The organism is Methanoregula sp. UBA64, from assembly GCF_002502735.1.
GTDB lineage: Archaea > Halobacteriota > Methanomicrobia > Methanomicrobiales > Methanospirillaceae > Methanoregula.
This window is the reverse complement of sequence record NZ_DAQC01000001.1, coordinates 352,206-376,507: the sequence shown is the minus strand read 5'-3', so window position 1 is coordinate 376,507 and position 24,302 is coordinate 352,206. Positions and strand designations below refer to the sequence as shown.

The 24,302-nt window shown below is 58.5% G+C and carries 22 protein-coding genes; 15 read left to right on the top strand and 7 right to left on the bottom strand.

Going from position 1 to position 24,302, the window contains the following annotated elements; translation table 11 throughout:
• Positions 1-16 precede the first annotated feature (16 nt).
• Entirely contained in the window at positions 17-730 is a 714-nt protein-coding gene (locus BP758_RS01835; RefSeq protein WP_292368149.1) for a hypothetical protein, read from the bottom strand.
• Positions 731-846: 116 nt separating this feature from the next.
• Here BP758_RS01835 and BP758_RS01830 point away from each other — a divergent pair, with 116 nt between their 5' ends.
• Complete coding sequence (locus BP758_RS01830) at positions 847-2,907, top strand: thioredoxin domain-containing protein (RefSeq protein WP_292368147.1); 2,061 nt, start codon at positions 847-849, stop codon at positions 2,905-2,907.
• Positions 2,908-3,309: 402 nt separating this feature from the next.
• Here BP758_RS01830 and BP758_RS01825 read toward each other — a convergent pair whose 3' ends face one another.
• From BP758_RS01825 to BP758_RS01815, 3 genes are all read right to left on the bottom strand, one after another.
• Positions 3,310-3,786 carry a pyridoxamine 5'-phosphate oxidase family protein gene (locus BP758_RS01825; protein WP_292368145.1) on the bottom strand — a complete coding sequence of 159 codons (477 nt, stop codon included), beginning with the start codon at positions 3,784-3,786 and terminating at the stop codon, positions 3,310-3,312.
• 80 nt (positions 3,787-3,866) lie between these two features.
• Positions 3,867-5,237 carry an MBL fold metallo-hydrolase gene (locus BP758_RS01820; RefSeq protein WP_292368143.1) on the bottom strand — a complete coding sequence of 457 codons (1,371 nt, stop codon included), beginning with the start codon at positions 5,235-5,237 and terminating at the stop codon, positions 3,867-3,869.
• A 74-nt stretch (positions 5,238-5,311) separates the two neighbouring features.
• Positions 5,312-6,625 carry a 2'-5' RNA ligase family protein gene (locus tag BP758_RS01815; RefSeq protein WP_292368141.1) on the bottom strand — a complete coding sequence of 438 codons (1,314 nt, stop codon included), beginning with the start codon at positions 6,623-6,625 and terminating at the stop codon, positions 5,312-5,314.
• 116 nt (positions 6,626-6,741) lie between these two features.
• On the opposite strand from BP758_RS01815, the gene BP758_RS01810 reads away from it, so the two are divergent.
• The 8 genes from BP758_RS01810 (at position 6,742) to BP758_RS01775 (ending at position 14,419) form a co-directional block, all read left to right on the top strand.
• Positions 6,742-7,443, top strand: a complete 702-nt coding sequence (locus BP758_RS01810) for an HAD family hydrolase (protein ID WP_292368139.1) — start codon at positions 6,742-6,744, stop codon at positions 7,441-7,443.
• Between the two features lie 252 nt (positions 7,444-7,695).
• Positions 7,696-9,219, top strand: coding sequence for a sodium:solute symporter family protein (locus BP758_RS01805; protein WP_292368137.1), 1,524 nt, complete (start codon positions 7,696-7,698; stop codon positions 9,217-9,219).
• Positions 9,220-9,270: 51 nt separating this feature from the next.
• On the top strand, positions 9,271-10,584 hold the full coding sequence (locus BP758_RS01800) for a protoporphyrinogen/coproporphyrinogen oxidase (protein ID WP_292368135.1): 1,314 nt from the start codon (positions 9,271-9,273) through the stop codon (positions 10,582-10,584).
• Positions 10,585-10,646: 62 nt separating this feature from the next.
• Positions 10,647-11,348, top strand: coding sequence for a glycosyltransferase (locus tag BP758_RS01795; RefSeq protein WP_292368133.1), 702 nt, complete (start codon positions 10,647-10,649; stop codon positions 11,346-11,348).
• Positions 11,349-11,376: 28 nt separating this feature from the next.
• Complete coding sequence (locus tag BP758_RS01790) at positions 11,377-11,784, top strand: PaaI family thioesterase (RefSeq protein WP_292368131.1); 408 nt, start codon at positions 11,377-11,379, stop codon at positions 11,782-11,784.
• Positions 11,785-11,850: 66 nt separating this feature from the next.
• The gene (locus BP758_RS01785) at positions 11,851-12,420 is read left to right on the top strand and encodes a ferredoxin domain-containing protein (protein WP_292368129.1); all 570 of its coding nucleotides are present in this window, start codon (positions 11,851-11,853) and stop codon (positions 12,418-12,420) included.
• A gap of 81 nt (positions 12,421-12,501) precedes the next feature.
• The gene (gene gpmA / locus BP758_RS01780; RefSeq protein ID WP_292368128.1) at positions 12,502-13,251 is read left to right on the top strand and encodes a 2,3-diphosphoglycerate-dependent phosphoglycerate mutase; all 750 of its coding nucleotides are present in this window, start codon (positions 12,502-12,504) and stop codon (positions 13,249-13,251) included.
• A gap of 88 nt (positions 13,252-13,339) precedes the next feature.
• Entirely contained in the window at positions 13,340-14,419 is a 1,080-nt protein-coding gene (locus BP758_RS01775) for a GHMP kinase (RefSeq protein WP_292368126.1), read from the top strand.
• Between the two features lie 297 nt (positions 14,420-14,716).
• On the opposite strand, the gene BP758_RS01770 is transcribed toward BP758_RS01775, so the two are convergent.
• Positions 14,717-15,373 carry a VTT domain-containing protein gene (locus BP758_RS01770; RefSeq protein WP_292368123.1) on the bottom strand — a complete coding sequence of 219 codons (657 nt, stop codon included), beginning with the start codon at positions 15,371-15,373 and terminating at the stop codon, positions 14,717-14,719.
• Positions 15,374-15,532: 159 nt separating this feature from the next.
• Here BP758_RS01770 and BP758_RS01765 point away from each other — a divergent pair, with 159 nt between their 5' ends.
• Positions 15,533-16,390 carry a PEGA domain-containing protein gene (locus tag BP758_RS01765; protein ID WP_292368122.1) on the top strand — a complete coding sequence of 286 codons (858 nt, stop codon included), beginning with the start codon at positions 15,533-15,535 and terminating at the stop codon, positions 16,388-16,390.
• A gap of 302 nt (positions 16,391-16,692) precedes the next feature.
• Here BP758_RS01765 and BP758_RS01760 read toward each other — a convergent pair whose 3' ends face one another.
• Positions 16,693-17,325, bottom strand: coding sequence for a class I SAM-dependent methyltransferase (locus BP758_RS01760; protein WP_292368120.1), 633 nt, complete (start codon positions 17,323-17,325; stop codon positions 16,693-16,695).
• Positions 17,326-17,514: 189 nt separating this feature from the next.
• Here BP758_RS01760 and serS point away from each other — a divergent pair, with 189 nt between their 5' ends.
• From serS to BP758_RS01745, 3 genes are all read left to right on the top strand, one after another.
• Positions 17,515-18,792 carry a serine--tRNA ligase gene (gene serS, locus BP758_RS01755; protein ID WP_292368118.1) on the top strand — a complete coding sequence of 426 codons (1,278 nt, stop codon included), beginning with the start codon at positions 17,515-17,517 and terminating at the stop codon, positions 18,790-18,792.
• A gap of 106 nt (positions 18,793-18,898) precedes the next feature.
• Complete coding sequence (locus tag BP758_RS01750; RefSeq protein ID WP_292368115.1) at positions 18,899-20,470, top strand: zinc-ribbon domain-containing protein; 1,572 nt, start codon at positions 18,899-18,901, stop codon at positions 20,468-20,470.
• Positions 20,471-20,533: 63 nt separating this feature from the next.
• Positions 20,534-21,487 carry a PEGA domain-containing protein gene (locus BP758_RS01745; protein WP_292368113.1) on the top strand — a complete coding sequence of 318 codons (954 nt, stop codon included), beginning with the start codon at positions 20,534-20,536 and terminating at the stop codon, positions 21,485-21,487.
• 352 nt (positions 21,488-21,839) lie between these two features.
• Here the strand turns inward: BP758_RS01745 and BP758_RS01740 are convergent, their stop codons facing one another.
• Positions 21,840-22,241, bottom strand: a complete 402-nt coding sequence (locus tag BP758_RS01740) for a hypothetical protein (protein WP_292368111.1) — start codon at positions 22,239-22,241, stop codon at positions 21,840-21,842.
• A 182-nt stretch (positions 22,242-22,423) separates the two neighbouring features.
• Here BP758_RS01740 and BP758_RS01735 point away from each other — a divergent pair, with 182 nt between their 5' ends.
• Both BP758_RS01735 and BP758_RS01730 read left to right on the top strand, forming a co-directional pair.
• Complete coding sequence (locus tag BP758_RS01735) at positions 22,424-22,861, top strand: MarR family winged helix-turn-helix transcriptional regulator (protein WP_292368110.1); 438 nt, start codon at positions 22,424-22,426, stop codon at positions 22,859-22,861.
• Positions 22,858-24,060 (top strand): MFS transporter, encoded by a 1,203-nt coding sequence (locus BP758_RS01730; protein ID WP_292368108.1) that lies wholly within the window; start codon positions 22,858-22,860, stop codon positions 24,058-24,060. The genes BP758_RS01735 and BP758_RS01730 overlap by 4 nt, the downstream gene beginning before the upstream one ends.
• Positions 24,061-24,302: the final 242 nt, after the last annotated feature.

The window sequence follows — 24,302 nt, the reverse complement described above, 5'->3', positions numbered from 1 at the left end:
TGATCGTGCGGGCCCGTTAGCCCGATGCCTTATAAAAAAGAAGGAACGGGATCGTGACCATGAGCGCAATGCACGCAAACCCGAGGCCGGTGGAGAGCCCGGTGCCGAGCAGGGCCACGAGTTCGAGGAAGAGGGACGTGACAGCCGGGATATTAAGAACGAGGATGAGCAGCCCGGCAAGGACGAGCACGACAAGACCGGCCAGGGCATTTTTAAGATCCTGCCGGCTCGGTGCAACCGAGAGGACGAGACTTACGACCAGGTAAAGGTACAGGACAAACCAGGGATTGAACGACCCGATCAGGTTGTCGTACAGCGTCTGCCCGATACCGGCAAAGAGCATGGGCACCGGGGCGGCAAAACCGAAATTTGGAAACACGGTGGAGAACCGGCAGCCGGCAAATGCGGCAAAGAGCCACGAAAGGCCGGCGAGCACGAGCGGGAGGCAGAAGAGCGGCGCCGTGCTGATGATCACGTTTCCTATCACCGGGAGTCTGGGCTTTGTATACGAGACACTGCCCCCGTCCCGGGAGAGCAGGACAACTTTTGTGATCTGCGCACCGGTAACAAGACAGCCGAGGATGTGCGCGCACTCGTGGACAACGATCCCCGGGCCGGCAACGGCAAGATAGAGCCAGGGTCGTTTGAGAACGCGCGCCCAGACATGGTCGAGGACTTTTGAAAGGGCCATGACCACGATGCCGAGCGCAATGACAACAAGAAATGCCATGCTCCCGGGGGGCAAATCACCATTCATCGGGAAGTATGTCTGGCACCGCAGGCAAAAAACGTGCGGAGTGCCCCCTCCGGCAGGCTTATCCTCCGGGCACGCTATTTTTCCCTTATATGCCCGGCACAGCGACGCCGAAAACAGGCCGGCCGGCAAACCGGCTCGCCCGCGAGAAGAGCCCGTACCTGCTCCAGCATGCGCATAACCCGGTCGACTGGTACCCGTGGGGGGACGAGGCGTTTCTCCGCGCAAAAAGCGAAGACAAGCCGGTCTTTCTTTCGATCGGCTACTCCACCTGCCACTGGTGCCACGTGATGGCGCACGAGTGTTTCGAAGACGAAGGGGTCGCCGCGATCCTCAACCGGGATTTTGTCAGCATCAAGGTAGACCGCGAGGAGCGGCCCGATATCGACAGCGTGTACATGGAGATCTGCCAGCAGATGACCGGACAGGGCGGCTGGCCGCTCACCATTATCATGACCCCGGACAAACTGCCGTTCTTTGCCGGGACGTACTTTCCTAGGGATTCAACGCCCGCCATGCCCGGGCTCACCGCCATCCTCGAACGGGTCGCGGAGGTCTGGCACAGTAACCGCGACGAGCTCGCCCGGTCCGCAAAGGAGATCAGTACTTTTGCCGGGACGCTCCCGTTCGTTGTGGCAGCGGATACCCCGGGCCGGGCGCTGCTCGAAAACGGGTACCGGGCCCTTGCAGCGCAGTTCGATAAGAAAAACGCCGGGTTCGGGAACGCCCCGAAGTTCCCGGCACCCCACATCCTGATCTTTTTACTCCGGTACGGACACCTTGCAAAAAAACCTGACGCCCGTTTGATGGCGGAACGGACGCTCGATGCAATCTATGCCGGCGGGACGTGGGACCATGTGGGCGGCGGGCTCCACCGGTATGCAACCGATGCCGGCTGGCGCATCCCGCATTTCGAGAAGATGCTCTACGATCAGGCGCTCTTTGTGCTTGCCTGCACCGAAGCATACGAAGCGACAAAGAACGAGCGCTTCCGCAGGATGGCCGGGGAGTGCATTGCGTACGTGTTTTGCAACCTGCGGGATCCGGGCGGCGCGTTTTACACAGCAGAAGATGCGGACAGCCCCGGTGGCGAAGGGGCGTATTACACGTGGACAAGGGACGAGCTCGATGCTACCGGAGCCGGGTCCCTTTTTACCCTGACGCCCCTGCCGGCGGATGGCCGCGACCGTAAAGAGCCCCGGTTCATCCTCTCCCGGAGCAGTCCGAACAACCCGGCCATCCCGGATCCGGTCCGGGAACAACTCCGTGCAATCCGTGAAAAACGCGCGCGCCCTGCCCGGGACGACAAGATCCTCACGGACACAAACGCGCTCTTCTGCCAGGCGCTCGCCCGGGCCGGGCGGGCATTTGACGAGCCGGAATATACCCGGGCCGCGGAGGCAGCGATGGGTTTCCTCCTGGCGCACCTTGCCGGCGAGGATGGAACGCTCTTCCACCGGTACCGTGACGGGGAGCGGGCGGTGCCGGCCTTTGCCGACGATTACGCGCAGGTGATAGCTGCGCTTATTGCGCTCTACGAGGCGACGTTCGACCCTGTATATCTCACGAAAGCCCGGCAGTATACCGGCATCCTCCGGAACAGGTACGGAGATCCTCGCGAAGGGGGTTTTTTCACGGTCGCAGAGGGAACAGGCGAGCTTTTTGCCCGCAAAAAAGAGTGGTACGACGGTGCGTATCCTTCAGCAAATGCCACGGCTTACGGCGCCCTTTCCTGGCTTGCCCGGACAACGCGGGATCCGGATATCCGGGCATCGGCACAAGCCTCTGCAATGTTTCTTGCCGGGGCCGCAGGGCGGGCCCCTGCGGCAACCGCTGCCTACCTTGCGGAACTTGCCCGTTTTTCTGAAGATGCAGCAGAGCAGATCGATCTCGTAATCGCCGGCGATCCCGCATCAGCGGACACCCGCGCCCTGATTACTGCGGCAAGGAGCCGGTACCTGCCCGGGCTCATCACGATCCTGAAGCCCCCGGGAAATGCAGGGGAGGCGATCGATGCGCTCGTCCCGGCCGCACGCGGCCGGGTTATGCAGGCCGGCCGGGCCACCGCGTATGTCTGCGGAGGCCATACCTGCCGGCCCCCGGTCCAGGATCCCGAAGAACTCCGGTGGATGCTGGAGAAGATCGGGCGATAGCCCGACAAACGGTGATGCATTTTTAAAAAACTGGCTCTGGTGAGATTCTTACTAGATCTCCTGAATATGAGTGCGAGGGACCCACGGGTGCTCGCCGCCTCGTCGGGGCTCGCCCCGTGGCAAGGCCGCGCATGGAAAATGGCATGAAAAATTTTTATTGGGTAGGGGGAATCAGGGGGGCTTGCGCTCCTATCCGCTGGCGTATATCGCAAAGCCGGCTCGTCTCGCCGGTTCTCGTCCGGGAACACCCCCTAGCGAGACAGGCGATGCGGTGCCGCCCGTTGAGCGCGAGGGGGCGGGGGGCGAGTGTTCGCTCTGCTGATCGGTTCCAGATTCCAATGTAAAAGGTTTCAAATCACTCAAACAAGCCTGCCCGCCAATGAAACCGCAGGAAAAAAAGTTCTAGAGATTTTTGAGCGCCACAAGATCGCGGACGCCCACCAGTTTCCAGACAAGCGATCGCTCCTCTTCTGCGATCTTTGCCGGGGGATCGGCAGGTGAATGGCCGAGGGCCGCAAGGATATTGCAGGAGAGTTTGCGCTCAACTATCAGGTCTACAAACTTGTCGCGGATGATCTTTTTCTCGATAGAGTCCTCGACTTCTTCGAGGTATCCCTGGAGCGTGACAAAAGTGTACGACGAGAGATCTTTTGTGTACTTCTCGATCTCCACGGAAACATGCGGGCTTTTCCGGAAATATTCCAGTTTTTTCCCGTACTTGGTCGAGAGGAAGTACAGGAACGAGCCGTCGAAAACGTAGAGGAACGGGGCGATATAGGGATATTTTTCGCCCTGGAAGGCGATCCGGCAGATATAGCCCTTTTCTATGAGCTGGTCGTACTCTGCCTTTTCCATCCTGGGGATCTTGACAATCTCCATAAACTCACAACATTCTGCTTTCTAAACAGAGAGATGATAAAGCTTCTTAAATTCCTGCGATGGGGTATACCCGCGTACAGCTAATCGTGCGTTACCGGGAAACCGGCACGGAGCCATGCCTGCATCCCGCCAAGGACATTGGTCACCGGCCGGTACCCGCGCATGGCAAGCAGGCTTGCAGCAAGACTTCCCTTATACCCGGCATCGCAATAGACGCAGATCGGGAGGTCTTTTTGGATCTCTTCACTACGCACCGGGATCTCCCCGGCATAGATGTGCTGCGATCCCCGGATATATCCCTGTACCAAGCGCTTCTTGATATCCCGGACATCGAGCAGGAAAAAACCGCCCTGTTCCAGATCCCGGAAAAGCTCCTGCACGGTGCAGGTCCCGGTGGTCTCCACCGGCAGCGCGGCGCGGAACCATGCGGGAAATCCCCCGGCAAGCCAGCCGGCCACGTTATCGTACCCGAGCCGGACAAAGTGCGGGAGGGCCCGCGGGATCTCGCAGTTGAAGTCATCGATGATGACGATCGGCCGGGCATAATCGAGCACCCAGCCGGCAAATGCGGGGAGCCCTTCGCGCCAGATCGAGATGCTGCCCGGGATGTGGCCGGCAGCAAACGCGGTCGGCGATCGGATATCGACAAGCTGGCACCCGGACCGGATTGACTCCTGTACGTTTTCAGGCTGGAGCGGACGGGGCGCGGGAAGGGAAGTCAGGAGCGCCGGGCCGTCCTGGTTGAGCCGTTCCATCTGCCGGAAGTACGGGGGCAGGTAGGGGGATTCATGAACCCTCTTTTTTACGAACTCCTCTTTTGGGATCGCAAGCAGCGGATTGGTCTTCTCTTCAAAGCCAAGCGTTGAAAGCGGCAGGTCGGCGATATCGCCGCCGCAGACCGAGCCGGCCCCGTGGGCGGGACAGAGTATCGTGCCTTTCCCGAGAAAAAGGATCTTTTTGGTGATGCTGTCGTGAATCGTTGCGGCCATCTCCGCCTTTCTTTCCTGCCCGAAAAAATCCGTCCGCGCAATATCACCAATAAAGAGCGAATCGCCGGAGAAGACAAGATAGGGTTCGTCGGATACTTCGGTGTCTGCCACGACAACCGTGATGCTCTCTTCCGTATGGCCGGGTGTTTCGAGGATCCGGATCGCAAGCGGCCCGAGCTTGATCCGGTCCCCGTCCCGTACCGGGACCCCGAAGGCAAACGCCATCCGTGCCCCATGGAAGACCCGCGCTCCCGACCGTGCAGCAAGCTCGGGCCCTCCGGTCACATAGTCCTCGTTCCGGTGCGTCTCGAAGATGTGCGTGATGACGGCATCGTGCTGCCGCGCGAGATCGAGATATGCTTCGCAGTCCCGCCGGGGATCGACGACCGCTGCCACGCCGCCGGTCCCGAAGATCCACGAGTTGTGTGCAAGGCCCTCGGAAACAATCCGTTCGAACCACATACTGTTCAGCCCTTTTGCTGACAATCTCGCGCCACGTTGTATATACTTTGGCGTGCAGGAAAGGGGGGAAACGATTATCGCACGTAGGGATAGCGCAGCAAAAGCGGCATTCTCTTCTCGTGCTCCGGCCCGTCAAGGATCCGGCTGATCTCTGCGAGCCCCACCGGGGCATAGCCGACAACTTCGGCGCTCACGTTGATGCGGCGGGCGCCAAAGTCGATAAAGGGATACCGGGCAAGCTCGTTGTTGTGATAGTGGCCGTGGATCACCCAGCCGCCAAAGGCCGGGTCTGCATCGGCCGGATCGTGGACAAGCAAAAACTCCCGCCCGCCATACGCGAGCCGGACGGATGGCACGGTTCCGGCCAGCTGCCGGTCGTGGTTTCCCGCAACATACGTGATCCTGCCGTTGAGCATTCCCCGGTACACGGAGTCCGGGGTCCGGTCTTTCCAGTACGAGAGATCGCCAAGGAAACAGACCCGATCGTCCCGCCCCACGCACGCGTTCCAGTTGTGTACCAGCACCCGGTCCATCTCCCCCGGATCGCTCTCCACGAACGGGCGGGCACAGTACCGGATGATATTTGCGTGGCCGAAATGGAGATCGGAGATGAGGAGGATGTCGTCCGGGGCATGGGAAACGGGCGCGGCAATCTCAAAACCGGCAGATCTCCGGTACGAGGCCATCGACTGCTGCCATGCGGCCGGGCTCTCGATCTCTGCCCGGGTAAGCCAGCGCTGCGCCAGGAGATCGAACTCGCCCAGGATATCCTCGTTGTGCATGACCGTGATCCGGAGGCCGGCATCGTCAAGGAGCACCGGCCGGACCGGGATGGTATAATGCCGGTGCAAAAAGAGCACGCGCCGCACAAGGGATGCTATCCGTTCTGCCGGTGAGGGCCGGGAGGCAGGATCGGCCGCGCGGGCCGCCATCCGGTCCATCATCGCAAGGGTCTCCTGAGCTTTTCCGGGAGGCAGGCGGTTTGCGATCGTTGCATGGAACCATTTCTCGTCCGGCCGGCCGTCCCAGGCATTCAGGCTTTCCGTAAAAAGTGCAAGCGTCCGGGCAATCTCCCGCACGAGACCGGCAAGTTCCTGGGAGGGCCGCAGGGAAAAAGCAACAACGCCGCCGTGCATTCCTTCGCGGCACTCCCACCCGGCAATCATGAAGGGAAGGGGGCCGGCGGATTTTGCTGCCGCAGCAATGGTATCGAGCAGCCGCTGTTCGTGTGCCGGGCCGGGAAGCGTAAAGGGCCCGTACAGGGTGAGGTGGGGATGGCGTTCCCGGAACCCGCCGATCCCGGCATTTTCCGTGATTACCCGGGTCAGTTCCTTGATCTTCCACCGGGTCCGGGCAAGCCGGATCTCGACCAGGTACGTCTCTGCCATGACTGCCTCGCCCGCGCGCAGGTGAATATTGGCAGAACGGCTTAAAAAAATGGCGATGTTTTAAAAAAAATGCCGCCATCGATGAGGCTTTAGCATAAAAATTCAGATACTGATCCGTGCAGCCGCGGCGTCATGTCCAGCAGAAACTTACCCGGGAACCCGTCCGGGCATTCCTTTTCGATATGGACAACACGCTCTTTGACCTGGTCGGGGCGCAGGCAGCAGCCTGCCATCAGGTAGTCCGGCACCTCGGATACGATGACGGGGACGAGCTCTTCCGGTATTTCCTCTCCGGCAGATACGGTTTTGAGTCAACGGAGAATATCCGGCAGTACATGGCGGACCGCAGCATCCCGGCCTACGGCCTGTACCATGAAGCCTGCCGGATCTATGCGGACGAGAAACTCCGGCAGATCGTGCCCTACCCGGGGGTGGAGGAGACCGTGAAAGCGGTGCGGGCACTCGGCCTTCCCATGATTATTGTCACGGATGCAGAAGCGCCGGATGCCCGTATGCGCCTTGACAAATCCGGTCTTTCCTCCTATTTCGACCGGACGATCTCGTTTGACCTGGTTAAAGAGAAGAAACCGGCACCCGCCCCGTTCCTTGCAGCGCTCGATGCAACAGGGACCGCTCCTTACGAGACGCTCTTTATCGGCGACAGCCTGCGCAGGGACATTGCGCCCTGCAAAAAACTGGGGATCCGCACGGTCTATGCCCGGTACGGCGACCGGTTTTCTGGCACCCGGCAGGAGATCGAAGCGGATTTTGTGATCGACCGTATGGACGATCTTCTCGGGATCATCGGGTCGCCCTAACCACCGGGAAAACCGCGGCTAAAAGCACAGATCTGTGCAACATTTCCCAAAAGAATGGTTAAATTCCCGCACCGTTTGCATCCACCATTCTCCCGAACTGTTTTCGATTGTGTTATATGTTAGCATGCTGCAAATTAACAAGGTAACATGTTCGGATTGCCTGATGTAACGATTATCGTTTTCGCCGGCGTGACCCTGGTGGCCATTGTCGCGCTGCTGTACTGGGGCCTGACGTTTGGGGGGCACGATTAAATGACCGATCTTGTCACGGTCTCTGTCATTGCAGTGTATCTTCTTCTCCTGATCGGTATCGGGGTGTGGGCATCAAAGAAGATCAAGACCACTGAGGATTATCTCGTTGCCGGCCGCTCGCTCGGCTTCTGGGTCTTTATCCTGTTAATGATCGGGGCGGTCTGCTCGGGCATGTCGCTTCTCGGAGTCTCCGGGCTCGGGTACCGGGCCGGCTGGCCCACCATGTGGGAGCAGATCTTTGTCCCGCTCTCCATTGCGTTCTGTGTCATCTTCTTTGGGGTCAAGCTCCACAATGTTGCAAAAAGTGCCGGTTACATCACCGTGCAGGACTACCTTGCCCACCGGTACGAGAGCCCGACCGCGCTGCGCTCGCTCTCCGCGGTTGCCGGCATCATCGTTTCGCTCATCTACCTTGTCGGGCAGTATTCCGCGATCGCGATCGTGCTCATGTGGCTCTTTGGGATCCCGCTCTGGCTCGCACTCGTCATAGCAACGCTCGTCACCATGGTCTATACCACCATCGGCGGCCTGTACGCCGTTGCATGGGCTTCGCTCATCCAGTCCATCATCCTCATTGTCGGGATCTTTGTGATGGCCCCGATCATCATCTTCTATGCCGGCGGATTTGCGCACGTCAACGAGTACCTCTGTACGATCAACCCGAACCTTGTCCAGCCCTGGATGCCCGCAGGAGCTTTCGCCCCGGCCTACGTTGTCTCGTTTGCCATCATGCTCATGGTCGGCCTTGCCTGCGCACCGCACGTGATCAACAACGTGCTCGCGGTAAAGGATGTGAAATATTTCAAGTGGGCACCGATCGTTGCATTCCTGATCTACGGCGCGGCCATGTTCCTCTTAAAATTCACCGGGCTTGCCGGCCTTGTGATGGTAAAAGAAGGCGTCTTTACCCTGCCGGCCGTCTCGAATGCCTCGGACTTTGTGATCCTCTACGGCATCCAGTACGCGCTGCCCGTCATGGCGCTCTGGGCGGTCTTTGCCGTGATCGTGCTTGCGGCCGTCATGTCCACGACCGACCGGCTGATGCTCACGATCGGCGCCATGTGCTCGTGGGATCTCTATAAAAAAGTCTTAAAACCGGATGCAGACGACAAGAAAGTCCTGCTGCTCTCCAAAGTGATTGTCGTAATCTCCGCAATCGGCACGATGATCCTTGCCATCAACCCGCCCGAGGCGCTTGCAAGCCTCATCTGGATGGGAATCGGCATCATGCTCGCAACCTTTGCCGTCCCGCTCCTTGCCGGCCTGTACTGGCGGGGCGCAACAAAAGAGGGGGCACTTGCCAGCATGTCGCTTGGCCTCGTATCGGCCGTCATCTTCGGGGCCCTGAACTACTTCAAGGTGACCATCCTCGGCTACAACTTTGCCAACCTCCCGGTCCACTTCTCGTTTATCCCGCTCGTTATCTCGGTCGTTGTCATGATTGCCGTGAGCATGGTGACCACAAAGACGCACGAGAAGATCCTGGACGAGACCCAGACCGGCTGGTACATCTCAAAACAGTAAATCCCCTTTTTTCCTGCATTTTTATTACATCCGGCTGCCAACAGATGGGAAGTGACAACAGCAATCCTTGGCGGCGGACTCTCCGGCCTTACCCTTGCCCGGCTCCTGCACGAGCGGGGCGACGAGGTTGTGGTCCTTGAGGCAGAAGAGCGCTACGGCGGCCTGTGCCGTTCCCGGACCGATAAGGGATATACGTTCGATATCGGCGGCTCGCATATTGTTTTTTCGCGCGATAAGGAAGTCCTCTCCTTCATGGAGAAGATGATCGAAGGAAACGAGCAGAGGAACAACCGGAACACGAAGATCTTCTACAAGGGCCGGTACGTGAAGTACCCGTTCGAGAACGGCCTCTTCGATCTTTCTCCGGAAGACCGGTTTTTCTGCATCAGCGAGTTTGTCAAAACCCTGATTGCCGTGGAAAAGGGCGGGGTAAAAGCGCCGGAAAATTTCCGCGAATGGATCTATTACACCTTCGGGAAAGGGATTGCCGAGTGCTACATGGTGCCCTACAACGAGAAGATCTGGAAGTACCCGACCGATAAGATGTCCCTGCACTGGGTGGACGGACGCATCCCCCGGCCGCCGGTGGACGATGTGATCAAGTCCGCGGTCGGGATCGCGACCGAAGGCTACACCCACCAGTCGGTCTTCTCCTATCCGCTCGATGGCGGGATCGAGGCGCTCGTACGGGCCATTGCCCGGCCTATAGAACCGTTCATCCGGACAAACTTCCGGATCACCTCGGTTTCCCGGAAAGGAGACCGCTGGCAGATCGGCAATGGTGCGGAAACAATAGAAGCCGACCGGATCATCTCCACGATCCCGGTCCAGCACCTGCTTGCAGCGCTTCCCGGTGTGCCGGCCGATGTCAGGGCTGCCTGCGATGCGCTGGTCTACAATTCCCTGGTCTGCGTCAATGTCGGCATCACGGGAAGCCTGCCGGACTATTCCTGGCTCTACATTCCCGACCCGGCGCTCGGGAAGACCAACCGGGTCTCGTGCCCCTCGCAGTACAGCCGGCACGTTGCGCCGCCCGGCCACTCCGCAATCCTTGCCGAGATCACGCACCAGCCGGGCGATGCCGTCTCCCGCATGAGCGATGCGGAGCTTGTCGATGAAGTGACCGGTACGCTCGCGGCAATGGGTCTTGCCACACCGGATAAGATTTCCTATACCTCGGTCGTGCGCCAGCCGTTTGCCTATGTGGTCTACGATATCCGGTACCAGGAAAATATCAAAGTCGTAAAGGATTATTGTACCTCGGCCGGCATCCCGCTCGTGGGCCGGTTCTCAGAGTTCGAGTACCTCAACATGGACGGCTGCATAAGAAGCGTGCTCGATTTTGTCCGGCAGTACCCGGCATAAAAATCCTGCATCACGCTTATTATCCGAGAATCCAAAAAAAGTACAGGAGTCCGTTTTTTCCCATGATATCGGTCATTGTCCCGTCATTTAACGAAGAGGCAAATATCGCCCAGTGTCTTGTCTCGCTCTCGCACCAGACGCTCGCCAGAAACGAGTACGAGGTCATTGTGGTTGACGGCGGTTCGACCGACAAGACCTGCGAGATAGCCCGGAAATATGCCGATATGGTCTTTATCCAGAAGAGCAAGAAGGTCGGCGGGGCCCGCAACGACGGGGTCGAAGCCGCAAAAGGGGATATCGTCGCAACTACCGATGCTGACTGCATCCTTCCTTCGGACTGGCTCGAACAGATCCGGGACGCGTTCCTCAAAGAACCGGAGCTCGCGCAGGTGTACGGCCCGGTATACCCGATCGAAGACAGCATCGGGAACCGGTTCTCGCTTTTCCTGGCAAACACCTTCTCCCGGATCGGGTACTACAGCAGGACGTTCTATTACACGCTCGGCTGCAACACCGCGTTCCGGAAAGAGTTGTTTGTTAAAGCCGGCATGTACCGCTGCATCGATGCCGGTGACGATCTCGAAATTGCCATGCGGATGAAGGATGTCGGCAGGGTCCGGTTTTTGGGCAGCCTCAAAGTCGGCTTCTCCATGCGCCGCTACCAGCAGTTCGGGACAGCAAAGTCGCTCTACGAATGGTTCTATATCGTTGCACACGGCGGGGAAACCCAGAAGTATGCGTACTCGAAAAAGCAGTACAAGTAAAAGGGGCGCAGATGCCGGGAAGGTGCCGATGAATCCTGCAGCAGACAAATCTCCGGCACCCGGTCCGGTCGAACTTTTCGAAACCAATGATTTTGCCCGGCTGCTGGGCATGCATATCACGGACGCCCGCGACGGTTATGCCCGGGTGGAGATGGACTGTACAGGAAAACTCAATCCGCACGGCGCAGCCCACGGGGGCGCGGTCTTCTCCCTTGCCGACCATGCATTCGGGATCGCTTCGAACTGCGGCCCGGTGCAGTACACCGCAATTTCCGTGCACATCCAGTACCTGGCGCCGGCCCGGGGCCGGATTGCCGCCGTTGCAGAACGCACGGCCAAAAACGAGACCTGCGATATCTTTACCGTAACGGTCATTGATGGATCCGGGCGCACGGTAGCACTCTTTTACGGTACCGCGTTCCGGGTCTTGCCGTGATCGGTTCCTTTCTTTCGTTTCGGTAACCGCCCGGTTTATTGCACCGCAGCTTCCCATACCCTGTGTATGACTGCGGAAAAGGATGCCCTGCAAACGGTTGCCGGGCTCATGGCGCTTGCGGCCCGGACCGCCCCGAAAGGAAGGGGCGTTGACTCGATCGTGATAAAAGTGCTCACGAAAGCGGAGATAAAAAAACTCGTGGCCGCAATGAAGACTTACGGCGAAGCCCACGAGCCGTACAGGTTCTTCCTGCGCGATGCCGCAAACATTGCCGCGGGCGATGCCTGCGTGCTTGTCGGCGCCGCCGGACGGGACGTTGCGGGCATCAACTGCGGGGCGTGCGGGTATGCAGGCTGCGCGGAGTTCCAAAAAGCCGTTCAGAAGAACAAGGCAAAAAAGGAACGCCGGCCTTACCCGGGGCCCAACTGCGCGATCAAGATGGCCGACCTCGGGATTGCGGTCGGTTCCGCGGCAAAGATCGCACAGATCCACAATGCGGACAACCGGATCATGTTCAGCGCCGGCTCCATCGCGATTGCGCTCGGCCTGCTCGGCAAAGACTGCACGGTTGCCTACGCGATCCCGCTTTCGGCAACCGGCAAAAATGTCTTCTTTGACCGGATCTGGCCAAAGTAACCGGGAGTCCAAACTTTTTTTTTCGCGGGGGAAAACCGCCCTTTTATGGTACGGCAGCGCCAGTACTAACCGGGATTTTTCATGTACACGATTGTCCTGCTCCGTCATGGCGAGAGTACCTGGAACAAGGAGAACCGGTTTACCGGCTGGACCGATGTCGACCTCTCGGAGAAAGGAAGAACGGAGGCAGAACGGGCCGCCCGGCTCATCACGGAGGCCGGCCTGTCCTTTGATCTCTGTTATACCTCCATGCTCCGCCGGGCGATCCGGACGCTCTGGATCGTGCTCGATCATATGGACCTGATGTATCTCCCGGTCGAGCACTCGTGGAGGCTCAACGAGCGCCACTACGGCGCCCTGCAGGGCCTTGACAAGCGCGAGACCACCGAGAAGTTCGGCAAAGATCAGGTCCTGCTCTGGCGCCGGGGATATGCCGTGCGCCCCCCGGCACTTCCCGCGGACGACGCGCGGCACCCGCGTTTCGATCCCCGGTACGCGGGGCTGGGCGCAGAGGCACAGCCGGCAACCGAGTCGCTTGCCGATACGCTCGCGCGGGTCGTGCCCTACTGGGAAGGAACGATCGCCCCCTCCATAAAAAGCGGCAGGAAGGTCATTATCGCAGCCCACGGGAACAGTATCCGGGCGCTCGTCAAGTACCTCGACCATGTGCCGGACGATGTGATAACTGAAGTCAACATCCCCACCGGCTTCCCGCTCGTGTACGAACTCGACGATAACCTGCGCCCGGTCCGGCACTACTACCTGGGCGACCAAAAAGAGATCGAGCAGGCAACGGCCTCGGTTGCAAACCAGGCCGGCACCGGGAAATAATTTTTTTCCTCATTCCCTTTTTCTTTTTTTAAAAAAATCAAGAGCGAAACCTTTTCTTTCCGGGAGAGTGGATAACCACTGACAGACCATGCCGGTCATGATGATACGCGGCGGTGACCTGGATCTCGTGGAATACGAGTTCAGGTCGTTTCTCCCGGGAGAGATCCAAAAGACGCTCGGGCTTGAGAAGAAGAAATACAAACTGGCTCCCCGGAAGGGAAAGGTGCTGGTAAAAGCACCGGCCCGGATCCATCTGTCCGTTCTCGATATGAACCGGTTTGCACCGGACCATGCGGGCGGCGGCGGGATCGGGTTTGCCATCCAGTGCTACTGCACGGCGGAAGCCGAGTGCACGAAGCAGGGGCTCGTGATCGATTACAACCGGTCGGCCATCATCGAGAACTTTGTTGCCGTATTTTCCAAGACCGTGGGATACACCGGCGGATTTAAGATCAAGGCCGCAGATCACCAGAAAAAACACGTGGGCCTCGGGTCGACAAGCACGGTGATGATCGCGGTCGCGACTGCGATCAACGAAGCGGTCGGCGCGCCGCTCACCAATGCCGAGCTGCGCCGGCTCATCGGCCACAACTATGTCGAGGAGACCTCGGACGGGAAGATCGCGTTCGGCTTCGAGACCGGGGTCGGGCCGGCCGCGAGCACCCATGGCGGCATGGCCGTGATGGGCGACGAGCTCGTGCTCGTGTACCACCACCCGTTCGCGGAAGGAAAAAACGTCTTTATCGTCCTCCCGCCTTCGGACATCTCGTCTGCGGGAACTAAAGAGTTCGATCTCCTGATGAACCGGGCGCGGACGCTCGATTACCGGGACCGGGAACTCAAGGCGTATTTCTTCATGATGGACCTTATCCCGGCACTCGAACGCGCAGATCTCAAAAAGATCGGCGACATCATCTGGGAGATCGAGTTCCGCGGCTCGAAGCGTGCAGAGGTCGAGCACCACAGCTACCGTATCTACCAGTACATGAGCATGCTCCGGGAGGCCGGCCTCGAATTTGTCGGCATGAGCTCGGTGGGGCCCGCGATCGCGATCATCACCGAACGGGATAAAAAGGCTCTAGCGAAGATCCTCAAACCCATCGGCCTCGAGATCGCCATCGAGACAAAGGTCGATAACGCGGGCATGAAGGTTACCCACCGGGCATAAGCGCCGGATATGCGCCCCGGGTTTTCTCCTTTTTTGGTTCTGTAGAAATCATTTCCCTTCACCAAACCGCATTTGAGAGTGTGACCCCCTCTCTCCCCCAGAGGGGGAGGCAGCCCAAGGGGGGCAAACCCCTTGACCCCCCCTGCCAAATGAAAATATTTCAATTGTGTTTCTCATGTACGGTTTTGCTCCACGGGGCGAGCCCCGACGAGGCGGCGAACACCCGTGGTTCCCTCGCAATAAATTTCAAAGTGTCACTTAAAGTGTTCTACAGAGCCTTTTTTAAACAAAAATTGGTTAGTCACAGTCCGGCTTTTTTCTCCGGCATGAGGAGATGAGGCCGGCGATGATGAGCAGGATCGCCCCCGCAGTAAGGATAAAGACGCCAAGGAGCATCAGGCTCATGTTCTCTTTTACTACGGAAAGCGCGCCCAGGTAATACCCGCCGAGCACGAGAAGCAGCGTCCAGGCCACTGCACCAAGGACATTGTAGAAGAGGAACCTGCGGTACTTCATCGACCCGACACCGGCCAGAAACGGCGCAAAGGTCCGGACAAAGGGGACGAACCGGGCAACAAAGATCGTTGCCCCGCCCCACCGGTCATAGAAGCAGTGGGTCCGATCGATGTACTCTTTTTTCACAAGGCCCGGGAACTTTTCGACAAAGACTTTGAGGCCGAGATAGTTCCCCAGCCAGTAGTTGACCGTATCCCCGATGACCGCCCCGAGGATGTACACGGCGATCAGCAGTTCGAGGTTTAAGATCCCGCTCGCGGCCAGGGCTCCCGATACAAAGAGCAGGGAATCCCCGGGCAAAAACGGCGTTATGACAAAACCTGTCTCGCAGAAGATGATGATAAAGAGGATGAGATACGTCCAGAGGCCATAGGTATGAACAATGCCGGCAAGGTTCTGGTCAAGGTGGAGGATGATACCGAGGATCGACTCTATCATTGCTGGTACAGTATTTGTGACAGGGGCGTATATCAACATGGATGTGGTACCGGCCCCGGGTCACGGATACCGGACGGGATGTATGAAACCTATATCGCAGGAAAGAAGCTACATTTCCCAGTACAAATATTCCTTACACTTTGTGCCCGTGTGATTCCCATGACGCGTTCCTTCCTGCCGGCCCGGCCGGTTATCCTGCTGTGCATTTTTTTGACCGCCCTGTTCCTGATCCTGCCGGTGCAGGCCTTTACCGCAGATTCCCTCAGTATTACGGTGGACAAAAACGGCGATGCCTCAGCCACGTTCCGGTACACGCTCGAAGGGGTGATTGAGAATGCCATCCCCGAGTCTGTGCTCCAGGAACAGCTGGTAAAAGGGCTCGCCACCAGTTCCGATCCGCCGCAGGTCGTCTCCTTTGACAAATCGCAGGCATCCCTGATTCTCAAGAACTTTGCAGTGACAAACGACGTCGCGACCGGCACAGAATACCAGACCGCTCCAATGGATTTCAAGAAAGCACAGGTTGCCCTCCAGAATTCTGCGGTGAGCACGGTGATCTCCGCGGACTTTTCCCCGAAAACGATCACGGTAACCTTCCCGGACGGCTATGCGCGGACGCTTGCCGACTCTTCCGCGCTCCCGAGCCTGAAGCATACCGTGATCGATCCGGCTAAGGCCGCAGCGGTCCCGACCGTGAACGCCTCGGCACTCGGCGCAATAAAGGTCAGCACCTCGCCGGCAGCGGTCCACGTGTATATCGATTCCGTGTACGCCGGCGAGAGCCCGGACACGTTTGCCGGGATCGCCCCGGGATCGCATACGGTAAGCCTGGAAGCGGACGGCTATGTGACCCGGACAAAGACGGTAACGGTCACCGCAGGGAACACCGTCACGGTCTTTGAATCGCTCGACCTGGCGCCGACACCGACCAAAAAGGCAGGAGTCTCCGGGACCGGGATTGCCGCGCTTGCCGGGGCGGTGGCGGTCTGCGGGGTAATCGCCCTGCGCCGGAAATGATATTTCTATTTTTTAGTTTCGTGCGGTAAGCATCGGATTTTTTATGGCGTTCTGATTCTGAAGGTAAGCCTGATTTCATACGATGAGCGATTCTCCCCCTCCTCGCTGATGCTCGGAGTCGCTCGGGCTTCTTGCCGGGCCCTCTGCTCGGGCAAATGAGTGCCCACCTATCTCATTTGATCCGCCGCGGGGGCGCCCCTTCGGGGGCGGCGGGGGCTATCGTTTGGGCAGGTAAGTGCGAGAATCTCAATTTTTCTAAAACACCGAAAATCCTAATAGATCTGGCATGTGGGGACTCCTCATCATGGATATAACCGGCTGAACCGTCCGCTAATCTCCGCCCGTAAAAACCGCTCTCCCCGCACGGCAAGATACCAGGTATGCGTCCTGCACTCCCCGCCAAACCGGCTGCCGGCAAGGGAGCGCACTTCGTCCTCGGTAAAATAATGGGTCGCGATCCCGTTTTTGCGCGCAAATGTCCCGGGCTCGCATTCCGTGCCCTGCCCGGCACGGAAGTCTTCCCGGGAGAATGCCGAGAAGTACAGGTTCCCGCCGGGCCGCAGCACGCGGGCGATCTCTTCCATTGCCCGGGCACGGTCCTGTCCCGGAAGATGCCCGATGACGTGAAACGCCACCACGGCATCGAACGCCCCGGCCAAAAACGGCAGGCAGCAGGCATCGGCAACGGCAACTTCTCCGGCCCCCGTACCGGGAACCTGGTGCCGGCACAATGCTGCTGCGGATGCCGAGATATCGATACCGGTAACAATGCAGCCCCGTTCCCGCAGCGCGCCAAAGGTCTTGCCGTTCCCGCAGCCGAGTTCAAGAACCTTCTCTCCCGGCCCAAGCGCCGGGAGGTTATGCACCGCTCCGCCCCAGACCCGGCCTTTCCGGGCATACTCGGTCTCCCAGGGATTCGTGGCAGGGGCAGGCATCGGCAACACATCTTTTTTTTGGAGGATGCTCTGGCCGAATCAGCGTTCGGGGTAGAGCATCATATCCGTGTACGTGTACCGGCGCCTTCAAACATAATAAAGGAAAACACGCCAATATAGTAATAGAGAACGGGAGGGATGTCTCAGGGGAAGGTTGTTCCCGGGGATATTCTCCCGAGGTTGTGCCAGATGCTGGATATCAGGTTTGTACGGGCGAGCCCCGAGATTGTCAAAGCCGATCTCACGAAACGGAACGCCACAGATAAGATCGCATGGGTGGATGAGATACTCTCTAAAGACGCCCGGTCACGCGAACTCAAGGTGCAGACCGATGAGCTCCGGCGCCGGCGAAACACAATCGCGCGGGAGATCAACGAGGCCAGGAAGGCTGGCAGCGACCCGGCGCCTTTGATGAAAGAGGCCGCAGAGCTCCCCAAAAAGATCAAGGAGAACGATGCCGAGCAGGAAGAGATCACAAAAATCATCCATACCCGGCTCATGCGCCTCCCCAATATCCTGCACGAGAGCGTGCCGCAGGGAAAAGACGATACCGAAAACTTCGAGATCAAGCGCGTCGGCACCCCGCGCACCTTCGACTTCGAGCTCAAAAACCACGGCCAGCTTGCCGCAGACAACGGCTGGGCGGACTTCGAGCGGGCGACAAAGACCTCCGGTGCCGGATTCTATTTCCTCAAAGGTCCCCTTGTCATGCTCGACCTCGCGCTCCAGCACTTTGCGCTCGACCTCCTCATCAAAAAAGGGTTTACCCCGGTCGTCCCGCCGTTCATGATCAACCGGAGCTCGTACGAGGGCGTTACCGATCTCGACGATTTCGAGAAGGTCATGTACAAGATCGATGGCGACGACGCGTACCTGATTGCAACAAGCGAGCACCCCATCGCCGCAATGTACCAGGACGAGATCTTCGAGGAAAAGGATCTTCCCTTACGCCTCTGCGGCCTCTCGCCCTGCTTCCGGCGCGAGATCGGTGCCCATGGTCTTGACACCAAAGGGCTCTTCCGCGTCCACCAGTTCACGAAGATCGAGCAGTTTGTGTACTGCAAACCCGAGGACTCCTGGACGATCCACGAGGAACTCCTGGCAAATGCCGAGGAAGTCTTCACAAAACTCGGCCTCCCCTACCATGTAGTCAACATCTGTACCGGGGATATCGGCACGGTGGCTGCGAAAAAGTACGATATCGAGGCCTGGATGCCCCGCGAGAACGCGTACAAGGAGGTCGTCTCCTGCTCCAACTGCACCGCGTACCAGGCAACGAGCCTCAACATCCGGGTCCGGGACAAGGAAAACTTCGAGTCGAAACGGTACGTCCACACGCTCAACTCGACCGCGATCGCCACCTCGCGGGCGCTCCGGTGCATCTTAGAGAATTACCAGAACCGGGACGGCACGGTCACGATCCCCGAAGTCCTGCGCCCGTATATGGGCGGCCGGGAACTGATGTGACCGCCATCCACCTCTTCTTTATAAACATCGGAAAAGATACATAAGATGAACAGGTATTTGCCCACCCGGGCAGTATACCGGATATAACAACAGGGAATGTGGTTCTATGGGCTATCCCGATTTGAAAAGCGACGAGTCCATCATCCTGACGGCACAGCATGTCAAGGTAAAGTCCGTGCCGTTCGAACTGGTGCTCACCAGCCGGCGCCTCATCATCATCGACAGCGAGAAAAACGTTGTCCCTACGCAGCAGATCCCGTTAATTACGATACGCAACGTCATGATCGGGGAGAACGCCATACGTGACCCGGTCATCACGCTGACTATCCTGACCGATACCGCAGACACCCGCGAGCTCGCGCTCACGTATGCCATGCAGACCGGCGGGGAACGCCGGCGCGAGGCCGGGGAATGGGTCAAGGAGTTAAAGAAATACATTGCCGAGGCCTCGTCCTACCCGGTAGAGATGATGCCCGCGTCCCAGCCTGCGGCCCAGCCGCCGCGGCAGGACTATGCGGGTTCGTCCGGCATAAAAAAGAAGATCGAAGTCTCGCGCCCGATCAAAAAGATCGCGGTCGAGACCGATCACCTCCCGCCAAAACCCGTAGAGACCACGAGCCTGCCGGAAGGATCCTTCTGTGGCAGGTGCGGCAACCGTATTCCCCCCGGCTCGACTTTCTGCAACCGCTGCGGGACCAAAGTGGCAGAACCCGGCGAACCGGAAACCCCGGCACCGGCAGCTGCTGCGCCGGAACAGATCTCCACCGCGCCGGCAGCGGTACCGGTCTCCGGAGACCGCAAGAGCCGGCCCATCGAACAGATCATCCACTCGATCGAGCCCCTGATTGAAGATTCCGTTCCCCGTGCAGCACCGATGGATGCTGTTCCGGAACCGGAAGGCGCACTGACTCCGCATACCGCTGTCCCGGAGACCGCCCCGGCTGAACCGGTTGCAGCAGCACCGCTCGCTGCACCGGACGACCAGACGGTCATCTCCCCGGCACCGGCAACTGCCGCAGCCCCCGCAGATGGCGGGGAACCCGCACCGGCAGTCCCGCCCGTAGTACCCCTGCCGCCCATCCCGGCCGCACCAAAGAAGAAGCGCTTTGGCATCCTCCCGATTGCAATCATCGTGATCGTCATCATCGCGGTTGCAGCCGGCGGATTCATGCTGTTAAAGAACGGGCAGGCCCCGGCATCCACCCCGGTCACGACAACGGTGCCCACGACAATCGCCACGGTTCATACAACCATTCCGACCACGATCGCAACACCCGTGGTAACGACCGTCCCGACAACCGCAGCACCGGTTGTTCCCCAGACAGGCATATGGGCCGAAGTGATCTATGACAAGACCTACACCGGCCAGGTAGGGACACCGGGCTCGAAGGTTACCGTGACCGATACCGGCGACCATTACTATATCATCCCCACCAAGGACGGTATGGTCAGTGTCTCGCTTGCAAAGACGGACGGATCCGGCGACGAACTCAAGGTGATCGTGTACAGCGCGGGACAGGTAGTAAAGACCGCGTCTACCACAACTCCGAAGGGAAGTATCGACCTCCAGTTTGCGGTTGCTCTCCCGACCACCGCAACGCCGGTGGCAATCGCAACCCTCGAAACCACAACCCAGACTGCTGCCACAGCCACAAATGCTACGAACAGCACAGCATAAATCCTGATAAAAATCCCAACAGATCCTTTTTTATAACCAAAAGAGCCAGCCTTTCCTAGTGATATGCTGATGAAATCCAGAAATATCATTGCAGCATGCTGCCTTCTCATCGTTCTTGCCGGACTTGCCGCTGCCAGCGGTTCGGTGCAGTCGTACCTGGGAAATACCGTGAAGCTCTCGGGCTACTGTTCGGACAGTTCAACGGTCTATCTTTTTGTGACCGGGCCGAATCTCCCGGCAAACGGGGTAGCCCTCGATAACCTGAACCGGGGGACCGACCAGGGCGGGTTTACCCCGGTCAGCGTGGACAGCAATGGCCGCTGGGAATATAACTGGAACCCGGGCGGAAGCATCGATGCCGGCACTTACACGGTCTGGGCAGTCAACAGCCAGACCGACAAGGCACATTTAAGCCAGGCAGAGTTCACAACCCTCTCGGTCACGTTGGGAAACCCGAGCATCAGTATCGCGACACCGGCGCCAGTCCCGGGGAGTCTCGACCTGCGTTCGGTCCCGGATAATGTCTCGGTGACCGTGAACGGGAACTACAAGGGAAAGACGCCGGTTGTTGTCGATAACCTCAATCCCGGCACCTACCAGGTTGTGTTTTCCCGGTTCGATTACGAGCCGTTCTCCACTCCGGCAAAGGTGGAATCCGGATCGATCACCGAAGTGACTGCAACGCTCGTGCCAAAGACCGGATCGCTTTTCATCAACACAACCCCTTCAGGGGCCGCGATCAGCATCGATGGCACGCCCTCCGGGACGGCACCGGTAACCCTCAATGGGCTTGCTGCCGGCAACCACACGGTAAATGCAACGCTTGAAGGCTATCTTCCCTCCGAGAACCAGGTACGGGTGGTTGCAGACCAGACCGTGACGACCACACTGGAACTCAAAAAACCAACCCTTCCGGGAATTCCGGGCATAGCTGCGCCACTGTCACCGGCAATCGCCGTCATTGCCTGCCTGTCTGTGATCGTTCTGGCCGGTGCCATAGCAGGAAAACAACGGTAAGCGGCAGAGCATAAGGAATAAAGAAAATACAAACCGTACTTTTTTCGCAAAGATCTTTTGCCATAAAAAAATATGCCGGCCCGGACGATCCGGTTTTTTTCTTTAAAAATCCGGATCGCTTCAAAAGTTCACGCCGAAAGAAAAATTTTGCCAGTCAGATGTACATCCGATTATCGGATAATTATCCGATAATCGGCTTGCTATCTGACAACTTTTTTTCGCGCTGAAATTTTTTTTGCCGGATTTTTTCCGGGCTTTAACGATCAGACTGCAACACACCGGCACCCGGGAACGGTCTATCCAAGAGATGTTCCGGCCGAGCACAGGAACCGGCCGACAGGAAAAAGGGAGGTTATCCCTGTGCGGCAGCAAAACCCCGGTACAGGATCCAGACCCCGAGCAGGATCAAAAATGCCGCGGCCATGACCGGCCAGAAGCCGGCCGGTACCCAGACAATACCGATGCCCAGGCAGATCAGAAAGATCCCGAGAACGCCAAAAAGAACCGGGGACGATCTCCGGTAATAATCATTCTGGTTGCCGACACCGTTTTCCGATGCCTGGGGAGTCTTTACCCGGGCAAGAGCCGTACCGATAAAGCCCAGACCCAGGCCAACCAGAACTCCTGAAGCCGGATGGCTAACCAGCAGTCCGACACCAAGACCTATCAGGATCCCGGCCGGGATAAACATATATGCCCCGCCGTGGCGGTGGCGGTGTTTTTCGCAGCGCTCTGTCCTCTCTTCGCCAGTCATACTGATTCTGTTGTCGGGTCTCCCAGATAAGTATTGAGCCGGGGAACTGCTGCCATGAACAGGATCCGGATAATTTTAATTAGTATCTTAATCATTAACTATATTCATAAATGCCAGAACAAGACAATCGCCCCCCTGAATTTCCGGAATTGTACCGCAGCTGGATGCGGATCCGGAACAAGATGAATGTTATGGAGAATATGCCCCGTACCTTTGGCGTGGAGACGCCACTTTTCTTATCCGAGATCCACACGCTCCAGGCAATCGGCAGGACAAAGGAGAACAATATCCGGACCATTGCCGGGCTCCTTGGCGTGACGCCGTCCGCAGCATCGCAGACCGTTACCCGGCTCAAGAAGAAAGGATTTGTAAAGAAAGTACGGGGAATCAGAAACGAAAAAGAGGTCTCGCTGGTCCTGACCCCCGCAGGAAAGATCGCATACGACAATCACGAGAAGACCCACGAACAGATGTACGAGAGGATTTTTGACCGTCTTGGCACGTTGACCGGTGACGAACGGGTATTTCTCGCCCGGGTCTTCTCTGCGTTCGAAGCGGTGTACGACGAGCGGATCGCGGAACTCTCCGATCTGTCCGACTGCGGGAAGCGGTCTGCATGAGCGAAGAGACCCCGGCCTCCACAGAACATTCCGCACCGGCACACGAACCGTCGCGGGTACGCGAGATCGCCCAGCTGACGCTTGCGCACCTGATTAACGATATCTATGCCCCGGTGCTGATGGCGCTCCAGCCGCTCCTTATCACCACGCTCGGGTACAGCTACTTCCAGGCCGCGCTCCTCCCGGTGATGCACAGCCTGATCTCATCGGCGCTCCAGCCGGTCTTTGGGAGCCTCGCGGACAAGAAGGGATTCCGGGTCAGCGTTGCGATCTCCATCCTCCTCTCGGGCTGCGGGATCGCATTCCTGGGCTTCCTGTCCGATCATTACACGATCATGCTCTGCTGCGTTGCGATCTCCGCGGTGGGCCATGCAACCTTCCACCCGGGTGCGCTCTGCAAGGTAGATGCAATCGCGGCGTCGGGCAACCGGGGCCGGCTCACGTCGTTCTTTGTGGTGGGCGGCAACCTGGGCCAGGCGCTCGGGCCGATCCTTGGCGGCATCGTGATCACGACCGGCGGCCTTCCGGCAGTTACCTGGCTGATAATCCCCGCGGTTCTCGGCGCACTCCTCCTCATCGTCCGCCCGATTCCCGATACCTGCCCGGCAGCGGCACGACCGGAAAAATCCGGTGGCGATGAGAACTGGAAGCCGGTGATCCTGCTCTTTACCGGTTCCACGCTCCGCGCCTGGGTCACGTTCGGGGCAATGACCTTCCTTCCCACGTACCTGGTCCTCTCCGGCTACCCGCTGCTGACAGCCACGTTTCTGGTGAGCGCCATGCTCCTTGCCGGCGTTGTCGGCCAGCTCACCGGGGGATATCTCTCCGACCGGGTGGGCCGTAAACCCGTTGTCGTTGCAACGACATTGTGCGCCATTCCGGCCTTTGCTGCGATCCTCCTGACGCAGGGTGCGATCCAGATCGCTGCGATGCTCTGCTTCGGGTTCATGCTCTGGGCATCGTTCTCGGTTACGATCGCCATGGCCCACGAACTCATGCCAACCCGGATCGGCTTTGTCTCCGGCCTTTTCATGGGTATCGCGATGGGAGCTGGTGGAGTCGGCGTCTCGGTTTCGAGTGTGATTGCCGATCATATCGGGCTCGTTGCCACCCTTGCCTTCTTCCCGGTCCTGGTACTGGCTGCGGCCCTGCTCTTTGCGGTTGTCCAGTACCCGCGAAAGACACCGGGTGATTCGTGAGATTGTGGGTCGGCGTGACAAAGGGAATAATCTCATTTTTTTAGAGACGTAAAATACACATCCTTTCTAATAACCATGCGATTTTTTATGGCAGCTCTTTACCGGACGATATCATGGTAAAACGAGCACGCGCCCCCCTGCCCCCTCGCGCTCGACGGGTGGCACCGCTTCACCCGTCTCGCTAGGGGGAGTGCCGGAAACAAAGACAAAAAATGTGTAATGAAAATTTCCTGCGACAATTC